At 46.2% G+C, this 12744-nt stretch carries 8 protein-coding genes; 7 read left to right on the top strand and 1 reads right to left on the bottom strand.

Annotated features, from left to right (window positions below; all coding sequences use genetic code 11):
• Positions 1 to 74: 74 nt before the first annotated feature.
• Positions 75 to 1070, bottom strand: coding sequence for a TIM barrel protein (locus AC1RM2_RS21510; RefSeq protein ID WP_492987219.1), 996 nt, complete (start codon positions 1068 to 1070; stop codon positions 75 to 77).
• 99 nt (positions 1071 to 1169) lie between these two features.
• On the opposite strand from AC1RM2_RS21510, the gene AC1RM2_RS21505 reads away from it, so the two are divergent.
• From AC1RM2_RS21505 to AC1RM2_RS21475, 7 genes are all read left to right on the top strand, one after another.
• Positions 1170 to 1952, top strand: a complete 783-nt coding sequence (locus AC1RM2_RS21505) for an NUDIX hydrolase (RefSeq protein WP_492987218.1) — start codon at positions 1170 to 1172, stop codon at positions 1950 to 1952.
• A gap of 555 nt (positions 1953 to 2507) precedes the next feature.
• Positions 2508 to 3089, top strand: a complete 582-nt coding sequence (locus AC1RM2_RS21500) for an RNA polymerase sigma factor (RefSeq protein ID WP_492987217.1) — start codon at positions 2508 to 2510, stop codon at positions 3087 to 3089.
• Positions 3090 to 3293: 204 nt separating this feature from the next.
• On the top strand, positions 3294 to 4460 hold the full coding sequence (locus tag AC1RM2_RS21495) for a FecR family protein (protein ID WP_492987216.1): 1167 nt from the start codon (positions 3294 to 3296) through the stop codon (positions 4458 to 4460).
• Between the two features lie 224 nt (positions 4461 to 4684).
• Complete coding sequence (locus tag AC1RM2_RS21490) at positions 4685 to 8158, top strand: SusC/RagA family TonB-linked outer membrane protein (protein WP_492987215.1); 3474 nt, start codon at positions 4685 to 4687, stop codon at positions 8156 to 8158.
• 12 nt (positions 8159 to 8170) lie between these two features.
• Positions 8171 to 9580, top strand: a complete 1410-nt coding sequence (locus AC1RM2_RS21485) for a RagB/SusD family nutrient uptake outer membrane protein (RefSeq protein ID WP_492987214.1) — start codon at positions 8171 to 8173, stop codon at positions 9578 to 9580.
• Between the two features lie 144 nt (positions 9581 to 9724).
• Entirely contained in the window at positions 9725 to 12115 is a 2391-nt protein-coding gene (locus AC1RM2_RS21480) for a zinc-dependent metalloprotease (RefSeq protein ID WP_492987213.1), read from the top strand.
• Between the two features lie 23 nt (positions 12116 to 12138).
• Positions 12139 to 12735: a hypothetical protein gene (locus AC1RM2_RS21475; protein ID WP_492987212.1), complete on the top strand. Its 597-nt coding sequence runs from the start codon at positions 12139 to 12141 to the stop codon at positions 12733 to 12735.
• The last annotated feature ends 9 nt before the right edge of the window (positions 12736 to 12744 follow it).

Genomic DNA, 12744 nt, shown 5'->3' with positions numbered 1-12744 from the left:
CGCACTGTTATCCGCTGACCTGCTTGTGGCTTTATCGGAATCGTCGTGGTCATTGACATCATTGTTTTAATATGCTATTTGTTTACAACTTTCTCAATCAGCCGTTTGGTGGCAAGTACGCCGGCATCATCGCCTAAATATTTATCGTCTTTTCCGTACATTTTATATAAACCACCTTCATATTCAATGCTGACCCAGCCATTGAAGCCGGAATCGATGATGATCTTAAACATCCTCGCAAAATCGGTTTCAGTATCATTTCCGTCTGCATCGAACAAATGTGTTTTCGCGTGGACGCCTTTCGCAAAAGGCATCAGCTCGCCGATGCCTTTATAGCGATCATACTCATCGATGCATTTTGTATTCATCCATCCTGAAAGGTCATTTGTTGTTGGCATTGTTCTTTTTATACAGAAATTTCCAAAATCCGCAAGTGTGCCGCAATGCGGGTTATTGATCTCCTTCATTAAGTCCGCAAGCCAGCCTCCGTTACAGGTCAAACCGACGTGATTTTCAACGATCACATCTATATTGGATTTCCTGCCGTAATCAATCAGGCCGTGCAGGCTTTCGATGGCGGCCTTTTTTACTTCAGCCGGGTCCCCGTCGCCTTCAGCATTAACACGAATCATCGGACACCCAATGATTGCAGCCGCATCAATCCATTTATAGTGGCTTTCCACTGCTTTCTTTCTTACTTCTTTATCCAGGCTGCCTAAAAGCCCTTCGCCGTCAACCATAATGCGAAGATTGTAGCAGCCATTATCCGCCGAACGCTTTTTTAGCTCGTTCAGGTAATTGAAGTCTCTTGCTTTGTCCTGAAAAAAAACCGCACAATAATCCAAACCTGTTATGCCAAATGAGGAAGCGGATTTCTGTGCAAAATCAAGAGGATCTATTTTTTTCGACCAATACTGGCTTGCCAGAGAAAACTGCGATAAAGCCAGCTTAAAGGGCATCTCCTTTTTTATTTCTCCCGCTGTGAGAAAGGAGGGCAATGCCGAGGCCATTCCCATGGCGGCGAGCCCCATCGATGTAGTCTTTAAAAATGCTCTTCTTGATGTTTTCATAATTCAAATTTTCTATTTACTAAAATTTAGACAATAGTAAATATTAATTTCTATTTTCCAAAATTTAGTAAATAGAAATTAATATTTATCTTTGCAGATATGGAAAACTGGGAAGAAACAGCGCTTAAAGATTTTGTTGAGAATGGATATAAGACATATATTCCCCATGTGTCTGTTGATTGCGTGATTTTCGGTTACCATGATCACCAATTAAAAATTTTGCTCTCTGATATAGAAGGGATGGATGGCTATTGCCTGCCCGGAGGATATATTAAACGCATCGAATCATTAGATGCTGCCGCTAACAGAATTGTCGAAGAAAAGACATCGATCACGGGCTTGTATTTGCAGCAGTTCAAAGCGTTCGGTGACCCGGAGCGCATTAAATGGGGCGAATATGATTTAGATCAGATCTCAAAAAAACGACCTTTTAAGAAAATAAAATCAAGCTGGTTAAAGGACCAGACAATTTCCATCGGCTATTATGCAATTACAGATTTTTCTTTAGTGGAGCCCCGTCCGGGGTTTATGTCAACTTTATGTGAGTGGTATGATATTGATAAAATTCCTCCGCTTATGTTTGATCATGACCAAATGGTCAGGGATGCATTGCAGACGCTGCGGTCTCAATTGTATTATCATCCTATTGTGGAAAAATTGCTGCCGGAAAAATTTGCGTTGACCGAAATACATGCCGTTTATGAAACTATTCTCGGCAGAGAGCTTCATATAAGGAACTTTCCTCAAAAGCTGCTTTTTCTGGAACTCATCACTAAATTAAATGAAAAGAGAAACATAGGTCCTCACAGAGCGCCGTTTCTCTATAAATTCAATAAGGACAAATATACCGAAGCACTAAAGGCCGGCGTTACACTGGTCTGACGAATCATTGAAGAAATCCGGGTGCCCGTGGTCAGGCTCCCGGAAAAACCTATGTCGCTGATCCGTCTTCGCTTGTTTACTTCATTGACTAAAAGCCTGAAGATAAGCATTGAAACTGGTCTTTTATAAAGTCGGTCAGACGGGGCCCAATCTTATTGGGGTATCCGTCAATTGCATTGACTATCGGTTTAGTATCGGGCCAGATCGCTTTTAGTGTTGTGCCCTTATCCTAAGGATACTGGATCAGGGCACGCGCCTCCGGGTTATCCGATAAACTGATGTTTCTGAACATCAGACACTTTTCGAAAGAGTGATCCATCAGCGCAGCGGTTCATTTTAACTGCTCGTCGTTCTGGTGAACAATATAAGTTAGGGCTGGTCTGGCATCGGATGAGTGGCATCTGTGCAGAGGCCTGTTCGTGCCGGATAATCTGACTTTTCAACAAAGCCCTATGTAAAATTATCTGTAATTAATAATGTATTAAACATTACTTTGCATATGTTTGGTCTGATTTTTCCTGAATTAATTAATTTATTGATCCCAATAACTGACAAATGGCTGAGTATTCGCGCTTACCCGATCTGGAATTGCTTCAGTTGATGAAATGGGATGACTGGTCTGCGTTTGGTGAATTATACGAAAGACACTGGCTCACTTTGTACAATATAGCCTATAAGCGCTTAAAAGATACCGAAACCAGCAAGGACCTAGTTCAGGACGTATTTGCAGACTTTTGGCAGAAACGTGATGTACATGTTATAGAAAAGCTCCAGCCATACCTGCATACTGCTATCCGCTATAAGATTTATACCCTGCTTTCAAAGGGGCACGCTACAGCCCATTTTGTAGAGCCGTTTGAAAATATGGCCTATTCTCCCCTCACCGCCGAAAGCCGCTTTGACGAAAAGGAGCTGCTCAGGCTTTTGGAATCGTTTATGCTTACCCTGCCGGAAAAACGCAGGGAGATCTTCCGCCTGAGATTTATCGAAAATATTTCCACCAGGGAGATCAGCCAGCAATTAAACATTTCCCAGAAAACGGTGCAGAATCAATCGTTATTTGCATTGCAAAGCCTCCGGACCTATATGAACAATGTTTTGAAGATTGCAATTATCGTGCATTTTCTTAGCCGCTGACCTGTTATTTTTTCTCTTTTTTTCGCTTAAGTCGATTTTTTAGGGAATTTCTTTTAAAATAATCTTTGGTTTCCATGAATAATGGTCTTTAAAATAGAGCTTCTATCCCTTTTTCTTAATGAATCTTAAAAAATCTCAAAAAATTATCAATTGACATGGGAGATTTTGATTTTTTTCAGACTATGTATATAAAGACCCCATTCAATGGCTCAGGAATACGACAAAAAATATTTAGAGAAGATTGCAAAGAAGGTTCTGAAAGGAAAAGCTTCGGAAGAAGAGGCGTTGTTTTTAAACGAATACTATGACGCTTTTGACCGGGAGCCCGATATTACGGATAGCCTGCAGGCCGGGGAGCGGCAATTAATAAGGGAAGAGATCAAAGCATCGCTGTTGATGCGTTTGCAAGGCCGGCCTGTTAAAGTCGTTCCGCTTTATCAGCGTGGATTTTTCAAAATGGCGGCTGCAGCTGCAGTACTGCTTTTTATTTTAGTTGGTGCATATATAGTATTAACAAAGCCCGCTCAGCAGCAGGTTGCTCACAATCAACTAAAAAAAGATATTTTGCCAGGCGGCAACAAAGCGATTTTAACCTTAGCCAACGGCTCACGAATTATTTTGAATAACGCCGGCAATGGCGTTATAGCTACTCAAGGCAATGTAAACGTAAAGAAAGTAGCGGGCGCCCAATTAACCTACATTAATACAGGCCCCGCCACCGGTACCACTGTATCATATAATACCATGACTACGCCAAGAGGCGGGCAATTTAAGCTGATATTGCCAGATGGAACACAGGTATGGCTCAACTCGGCATCATCCATTACTTATCCGGTTGCATTTTTAGGTAACGAGCGTAATGTAACAATTACAGGCGAGGCGTATTTTGAAGTGGCCAAGGATAAAGCGAAACCTTTTCATGTAAAATCAGGAGAGCAGAATATTGAAGTTTTAGGAACCCATTTTAACATCAATGCTTACCCTGACGAAGAGGCCATTAAAACAACTTTATTGGAAGGTTCAATCGCTGTATCCCGCGCAGGGAGCGCAGAAGCCAAACGCGTAAGCCCCGGACAGCAATCTGTTATCAGGCCGTTTGAACATGCAATTACCATACAACAGGCAAATGTAGAAGAAGCCGTGGCATGGAAAAACGGCAGCTTTTATTTTAATGGTGCCGATTTGCAAAGTATTATGCGGCAAGTGGCAAGATGGTATGATGTGGAAGTTGTGTATGAAGGAAAGATCCCTGAGGGGCATTATAAAGGAAAGCCATCCCGTAATTTAACTGCGGCCCAAATGCTGAAGGTGCTGGAGTATAGCGGTGTGAAATTTAAGATAGAAGATAAAAAAATTATTTTAATACCCTAAATAAAAATAAATAACTATTAATTAAACTAAAAAGAAGGGAGCCAAACGGAAAAAACTTTACAAAAGGAAAGCTGAATGCAGCAGGTTGACCAATAAGAGAGCACAGAAGCGTTTGCCCCGCTCCTGTGCATATTATTCGGGTTAACCCTTTCGCCGCCATGCTTGCCGGCGAATAAATAATTGGACAATCACTCTTACGTATCAACCCAAACATTGCAAAAGTAATGAAATTTAACTTTGTTGCAGCAGCTATGCTCAAATCATGGCTGCCTCCTAAATTCTTATTGGTTATGAAGCTGATAATGCTCCTTACTACCATAGCCTTCCTGCAGGCCAGCGCTAAAAGCTTTAGCCAAACGGTCTCTGTTTCAGAAAAAAATGCGCCGCTCGAAAAAGTGTTTGGCATTATCGAAAAGCAAACCGGCTATACCTTTTATTATAAAATTGAACTCCTGAAGCGTTCAAAAAATGTAGACCTTTCGCTTAAAAATGCTCCGCTGGAAAAAGCATTGCAAATAGTATTTAAAGACCAGCCTTTAACATATAACATTGTCGAAAAAAACATTGTTGTAATGTCAAAGGAGCCGGCGGCAATTGGTATAAAGGATGCCGATACTCCACCCTCTCCGCCGCCAGGACAAATCAAAGGTAAGGTTTTCGGAGAGAGTGGCCCGCTTTCTGGGGCATCGGTACAGAGTAAAAAAACACGTAAAGGAACAAATACCGATGTGCAAGGTAACTTTATGCTGTCCGGGATTCCGGATGCCGATACGCTGCTGGTTAACTTTATTGGATATGAAGAATATAAAATCCCTGTAAAGGGTGCTGTGAACGGCACTCTGGTTGTAGTTTTGAAAGTTAGCACCATAGCGCTGGATGAATTACAGGTTATCGCCTATGGTACGTCTACCAGGCGTTACTCGATTGGTTCGATGGCTACCGTCAGTTCCAAAGAGATTGAGCAACAGCAGGTGAGTAACCCGCTGGAGACACTTACAGGAAGGGTGGCCGGATTGCAGGTAACAAGTACCAGCGGTGCCCCCGGCTCAATGGTGTTAGCGCAGATTCGTGGGCAGAATACGCTCGCTACTTACGCAATTGGAGGCCTCAGTACCACATTGCGCGATTATAATCAGCCGCTTTACGTTATTGACGGCGTACCGTTTGCAGCGCAGAACAACAGTCTGTCGGGAAGCCAGTCAAGTTTGTCTGCCGGGCCCAACTCAGCTTTTTATAACAACCCATTAGGCGGTGTCAGCCCATTAAATTCTATCAACCCGCTGGATATTGAAAGCATTGCGGTGTTAAAGGACGCAGATGCTACAGCCATTTACGGATCAAGGGGCGCCAATGGCGTAATTCTTATCAATACCAAAAAAGGAAAACCCGGCAGAACTGCCGTGAATGTAGCTATTCGTACGGGCCCAACTACAGCTGCACGGCACGTGGCCATGATGAATACGCAGCAATATTTGCAAATGCGTAAAGAGGCATTAAAAAACGACGGTAAGGTGCCATCCATTATCAATGGAGATTATGACCTGCTCCTTTTGGACAGCACTAAGAATAACGATTGGTATAAGCAATTATTGGGAAAAACTGCGCAAAATACCGATGTGCATGTCGGCTTATCGGGCGGCTCCAACCTCGTTTCCTATTCGCTCGGGGCGGGATTCACTAAAAATGAGTTCAATTATCCTGGCAACTTTGCCGACCACCGCTACTCGTTTAACAACAACGTCACTACCCGGTCGGCCAATAATAAACTAACCCTTTCTCTTTCTTCCATGATAAGTTACGACGATAACAAGAACAGCAGCGGCGTAAACACCTTTGGCCTGGTGAGTCTGCCACCCAATTTTCCGGATCTTGTGGATAAAGCCGGCAACCTGGTATGGTCGTACGGAGGCTATGCCTTGACTAGCATGACAAAGAACAGACTCCCGAATTATTACGCCGGGCTGCGGCAGCCACACCGCGACCAGAGTTATGCATTAAATGAATCATTGCATTTTAGTTATTCGTTATTAAAAGGCCTCAACATGGAAGCGAACATCGGTTATAGCCGCGTACAAGCCGATGGTTATAGCGCCATGCCAATTTCCAGCCAGGCGCCTGCATCATACGCTGTGTACGGTAATGCCAGCTTCCAGACAAATACAAGTCAATCATTTGATATCGACCCGCAACTTTCCTATAATAGTACGTTTGGCCGCGCCAGGTTAAGTGTGCTTGTTGGGGGGACTTACCAAAAAAATGCAAATGCAAAGGGGTATATAACCGGGAGCAACTATTTGAACGATGCTTTACTGAATTCATTGGCAGGTACATCTACAATTTCGGCAACCTCATCTAATGTTGTAGACAAGTATGTGGCCATGTTTGGCAGGGCTACTCTGGCATGGGATAACCGTTACATCCTAAACCTCACCGGAAATATCAACGGTTCGTCCCTATTTGGACCCGATCATCGCTTTGGCAATTTTGGTTCGGTGGGTGCTGGTTGGATTTTCAGTGAAACACAATGGGAAAAAAATGTAACGCCTTGGCTGAGCTTTGGAAAAATAACGGCCAGCTATGGTGTTACCGGCAGCAGCGGTGGAATATCGCCCTACCAATACCAGCCCAATTGGGCGGCATCGGGGTCAGCCACTACATACCAGGGCTCACTAACCTATTATCCGCGTAACCTGCTTTCTCCCGACTTTCATTGGGCCAGCACAACCAATTATAATGCCGGTTTATCGCTTGGTTTTTTTAACGACTGGCTGTTAATAGATCTGGGTGGCTACCTGAACCAGACTGCCGACCAGTTGATGACCATTCAATTACCTTCTCAAACGGGGGATGTTGGCATAACAGCAAATGCGCCCTTTACCGTTCAAAACAAAGGATGGGAAATATCTATATCTCCTGGCCATACCGGCCCGCACGGCGGCAACCCCGACAAGTTTACCTGGTTTGCCCCCAGTTTTAACATAAGCCATAACTATAACAAAATCACAAAAGTTGATCCCAATTCGCCGTATGCCTCCTATTTCCTAAAGGGGTACCCAAGCTCGGCAACCGTGCTGGTAAAATATGCGGGGGTTGATCCTGCTACCGGTTTGTTCCAATACTATAAAGCAGATGGCCATACGCTTACAAATACACCTGTCCCATATTCGATGTATCAAATTAGTACTGGTGATGGCAATCAGATAGTAGATTTTACACCATCTGTCAATTTTGGATTTGGGGACGGCTTTTCATGGAAAGGCATAATGGTAAATTTTCACGGATCTTTTGTTAAACAAAAGGGATTGAGCTATTTATACTCCGTATACGGCGCATTCAATGGAAGCCCGGGCGTACCCTCTACAAATATGCCGGCCATCATAGCTGGCAAAGAATGGCAGAAACCAGGCGATGTAGCTACCTTTCCGCGTTATTCTACCACCTATTCGGGAAGCGCCTTTACCAGATCTACCGGTATTGTAACGGATGCCTCCTACTTGCGCATCAACAACGTCAACATCAGTTATCAGCTTCCCAGCCAGTTGCTACATAGGCTGAACCTGACGAACGGTAGTATAAATATCGGTTGCCAAAATGCGCTGACCATTACGCCTTACAAAGTAGGCGACCCAGCTACACAAAATATTTACAGTATTCCACCGCAACGGGTTTTTACCTGCGGGGTTAACCTAACTCTTTAATTGATAAGCGCCATGAGAAAGAATTTTATATTTACGTTTGCGGTGATAGCCGGTATTGCAATGCTCTCGTTGCAAGCTTGTAAAAAGCTGATTGAAGTCCCGGACAACGTGGCCGGGCAAATTGTTACTTCCCAGGTGTTTACAGATAGCGCCAATGCTACTCAGGGTGTTATCGGTATGTATACCACCTCGGCACTGACCGGTTGGTACCCGGATATTTATATGGGTCTGGGGGCCGACGAACTATTGATAAACGGTGCAGGGGATATATATACCCTACCCGTTTACCAGAATGCGCTTACAGCCGGCAGTGCCGATGTTCCACCCTCCAGCGCTAATTTCTGGAGCCCGTATTATAGCAATGCTGCTATTTATCGGGCCAATGCGGCGCTCGAAGCATTGGACGCCGATAAACTGCTGTCAACATCGGCACGTAACCAACTGGTAGGCGAGTGCAAATTTATCCGGGCATTTTATTATTTCTACCTGGTAAATTTGTTTGGCGATGTACCTTATGTAACGTCAACCGACTACCGTGTAAGCGGGCGTATGCCCCGTACTGCCGTAAATACCGTTTACAACAACCTGGAACAGGATCTGCTGCAAGCAAGCAAGATACTGCGGCCAACTTATCCGTCTGCAGGTCGGCAACGCCCCAACCGTTATACCGCCGATGCCTTGCTGGCCCGGCTGTACCTGTACCGGCAGCAATGGAGCAACGCCCAGGCGCAGGCCGACTCTATCCTGAACAGCGGCTTATATTCGCTGGTGCCTAATCTTGATAATGTTTTCCTCGACAAAAGCAACGAGGCCATTTGGCAGGTGGGAAGCAATTCACCCTCCCGACCAAAAGTTGCTCCAGGCAGTGGGTCGCCTTTCGTATCCTCGTACAGTTTTATCGTGCCCCCGTATTCTATTTCACCATTTGTGTTAAATGCATTTGAACCCGGCGATTTGCGCCGGGCACGTTGGGTAACCAGTTCTAAAGTAGGTACCGTTACATACACCTATCCATACAAGTATAAAAACACTATTTCTGTTAATCCGTTGAACACCACCGAAGATTTGATGGTGTTCCGCCTGGCAGAAATTTACCTGATCAGGGCCGAGGCCCGGGCGCAGCAGGGCAATATTGCAGGGGCCATGCAGGATGTAAACCTTATCCGCAGCCGGGCCGGGCTTGGCGCTGCAACAGCCGGTAGCCTTGCTGAAGCAATGACGGTGATACTGCACGAGAGGCAAACGGAGCTCTTTACAGAATGGGGCCACCGCTGGCTCGATTTGAAGCGGACAGGCACCATCAATGCCGTGCTGGGAAGCGAAAAACCATCGTGGCCTGCGGATGGGCACCAGGCGTTATACCCCATCCCTTATAACGAATTGATCTATAATCCTACGCTAACACAAAACCCAGGTTACTGATGTCGGGTCAATCGTGAAATAACGGATAGTGTTTAATCGGCAGTCTTAAGTTCTAAGTCAGAAATAACAAATCAGACCTGGAACTTAAGACTAAAGACTATGCACTTATAACTTAACACGTATCAGCGACATAATTTATTCATCATGAGATATTTGGTTTTTATTCTCTTGGGCATTGCCTGTGGCAACGCCTGGGGGCAAGCTGCGCCTGTGGCTTCACACAAAGGCCGGCGACCGTACGAAAAAGTGATTACAAAGGATGCTATTGCCTGGCGTGGCCTTTTTACTGTATACCAGGTGAATGATTCATTCTTTTTTGAGATCCCCGATACGCTGCTTAACCGCGATATGGCATTGATTAACCGCTATGTGCAAACGCCGTACTCAAAAAACGAAGGTTTTATAACGCGTAAGTATCCCGGCGAGGAAACAGGTTTGCTTCCCTCGGGCCCGAGCGAGGTTTATTATTTTACACAGGGAAGGGATTCTTCCATCAACCTGTGTAAGGATGATCAAACAACACAAGCGGCCCCGGGGAACCGCCTGGCCGCGGCTGTGGAGCAATCAGAGGCGGGCCACGTTGTTGCCAGTTTCCCGGTTGCGGCTATCGGCCGGTCTGGTAAAAGTTATGTGATAGATGCCGGCGATTTTCTGAAAACGTCCCCTGTTGTCAGTTCTGTCCCGGATCCGTCTGGCAAAAGACCTTTTCATCTGGATTATGTACATACATATCCGATGAATGTGGAGATTGGTATTTACAGGGAGGATAAGGATGGGCATACGGTTATCAATACTTCCTTTATAGCACTGCCAAAAGTACCCATGCAGCAGCGGCTGTTTGACCGCCGCATTGGCTTTTTTACCGAAAAAGCCAACTATTTTTCCGACAGTCAGCAGTCTGTTGAGAAGAGGGAATATATACAGCACTGGCGGCTGGAGCCCCGGCCCGAAGACAGGGAACGGTACCTGCGCGGCGAACTGGTGGAACCGCAAAAACCGATAGTCATCTACATCGATCCGAATACGCCCAAACAGTGGGTAAAATACCTGATTTTGGGCATCAACGACTGGCAAAAGGCTTTTGAAGAGGCCGGGTTTAAAAATGCCATTACGGGCAGGGAGTGGCCATACGCCGACAGTGTGAGTCTTAACGATGCGCGATACTCCCTCGTCTGTTACCTGCCCTCCGAAAAAGCCAATGCCTATGGCCCCAATATACATGACCCGCGCAGCGGCGAGATTATACAAACGCATATTGGCTGGTATCATAACGTGATGTCGCTGGTGGATGCCTGGTACCGGACACAGGCAGGTGCCACTGACCATAATGTGCGCCGCCCTGTGTTAGATGATGAACTGATGGGCCAGCTTATCCGTTTTGTTTCTTCTCACGAGGTGGGGCACACGCTGGGGCTGCGGCACAATTTTGGTTCCAGCAGTCAAACCCCGGTCGAAAAAATGCGCGATAAGGCATGGCTGCAACAGCATGGCCATACTGCATCTATCATGGACTATGCCCGTTTTAACTATGTAGCACAACCCGAAGACAGCATTGCGCAGGAACGCCTTTGGCCGCATATTGGCGAGTATGACCGCTGGGCAATCAAATGGGGATATAAGTATACCGGTTTGAGCGCGGAAGAAGACAAAAAAGTTTTAAGCCACCTGGCTACCGACAGCCTTGCAGCCAACCCGAGGCTTTGGTTTGGCAGCCAGGAAGCCGAGAAGCAGGACCCGAGGGCGTCATCGGATGACCCGCGTTGCCAAAGTGAAGACCTGGGCGACAATAACATGACTGCCAACGCTTATGGTATCAAAAACCTGAAGCGCGTTTTGCCTAACCTGGCCGCATGGACCAAAGAGCAGGGAGGTTTGTATGATAACCTCGGCGTTGCATACGGGGCGTTGCTTGACGAATTTACTCGTTTCGTGAAGCATGTACTGAACAACATAGGGGGAGTGGAACGCACCTATCGCTGCGAGGACACGGGTGGCGACGTATATGCCCCTGTTTCCCGGGTACAGCAGCAGCAGGCCCTGGCTTTCATCAATGAGCAGGTTTTTACCACGCCGGTTTGGTTGCTCAATAACAGTGTAACCAATAAAGTGGCAGATTTGGAGAGTACAGACGCGGTTAGCAAACTTCAGCGAAATACGCTGGAGAAACTGCTGAGCCCTGAGATTTTTAGCCATCTGCGGGCCGGTAGCAGCCAGTTTGGAGATAGCCTGTTCTACCCGCCACAACAATACCTGGCCGACCTGCACCGCTATATCTGGGCCGGGCTGCAAACCGGAAAGCCAATGGATGCGTACCGGCGCAACCTGCAAAAATGCTATATCCATGCACTGGGCCAGCTGATGACAATCCCCGATCCGGCTATAAAGGGAACCGACATCTGGTCGGTTGCAAAGGCCGACCTGGATCAAATTTCCAGGGAGGTAAGGACCACTTTACCAAAATATCGCCCCGGAGCAGATCAGGATCACCTGAAAAGTGTATTGTACCGGATTCGCAGCATCAATAATTTCCATTAAACAATCTTTTTTAATTAATAAACATGCAAAACAAACAATCCCACTTTTTTATTACAGCCAAAATTGCAATGCTTTTGTTGCTGTGCAGCGGCCTGGTTACCGGTTGCATGCCCTCGGCTCCCGGGGGTAAGCAACGCCCCGAGCGAAAAAAAATGTTTACGCTCGATGGAGCAGATGGCAGCTGGGAAGGTTACAGTCTCTCCGCATCCAGCGGCCAAAGCGGTGCCGGCAATCCCGGCGCGGCTAACGTTCCGCAATTGCCCTTTTCGGTTGGCGATACTGTGATGCGTGCCGGGCTGCGGCCTTATATGTTAGTGCGCCTGCCTTCGGCCGATTATGATTTTTTATTGCCCGGAGCAAAAAACTACGAAGCCTTGTTTCCCGGCTGGTTAAAAAACCTGCCGCAAACAGGCAGGGAGGGCCTGGTAATCGATTTGTCGTCTGGTAAGGCTTCCAACCAGAGCGTTTTTCAACTCGGGGCGCCCGGCCTTGGTAATCCGGTTCCGTTGATACTGCTTTGGGATGCCGCCGCAGAAAAGCGCGTTGGCTTTTATAAGCAATTACTGCAAAGCTTCACAACCATACGGTGCGAAAATATCCAATCCGGGAAATACCATTAATTCATTTAA

The organism is Mucilaginibacter sp. GW822-FHT03E02 (assembly GCF_058801545.1).
The sequence above is the reverse complement of the archived record's forward strand: the minus strand, read 5'-3'. Positions and strand labels throughout refer to the sequence as shown.

Excerpts from the sequence above, each read along its gene's own strand:
- AC1RM2_RS21510 (WP_492987219.1), bottom strand. The coding sequence starts at position 1,070 with ATGAAAACATCAAGAAGAGCATTTTTAAAGACTACATCGATGGGGCTC.
- AC1RM2_RS21505 (WP_492987218.1), top strand. The coding sequence starts at position 1,170 with ATGGAAAACTGGGAAGAAACAGCGCTTAAAGATTTTGTTGAGAATGGA.
- AC1RM2_RS21500 (WP_492987217.1), top strand. The coding sequence starts at position 2,508 with ATGGCTGAGTATTCGCGCTTACCCGATCTGGAATTGCTTCAGTTGATG.
- AC1RM2_RS21495 (WP_492987216.1), top strand. The coding sequence starts at position 3,294 with ATGGCTCAGGAATACGACAAAAAATATTTAGAGAAGATTGCAAAGAAG.
- AC1RM2_RS21490 (WP_492987215.1), top strand. The coding sequence starts at position 4,685 with ATGAAATTTAACTTTGTTGCAGCAGCTATGCTCAAATCATGGCTGCCT.
- AC1RM2_RS21485 (WP_492987214.1), top strand. The coding sequence starts at position 8,171 with ATGAGAAAGAATTTTATATTTACGTTTGCGGTGATAGCCGGTATTGCA.
- AC1RM2_RS21480 (WP_492987213.1), top strand. The coding sequence starts at position 9,725 with ATGAGATATTTGGTTTTTATTCTCTTGGGCATTGCCTGTGGCAACGCC.
- AC1RM2_RS21475 (WP_492987212.1), top strand. The coding sequence starts at position 12,139 with ATGCAAAACAAACAATCCCACTTTTTTATTACAGCCAAAATTGCAATG.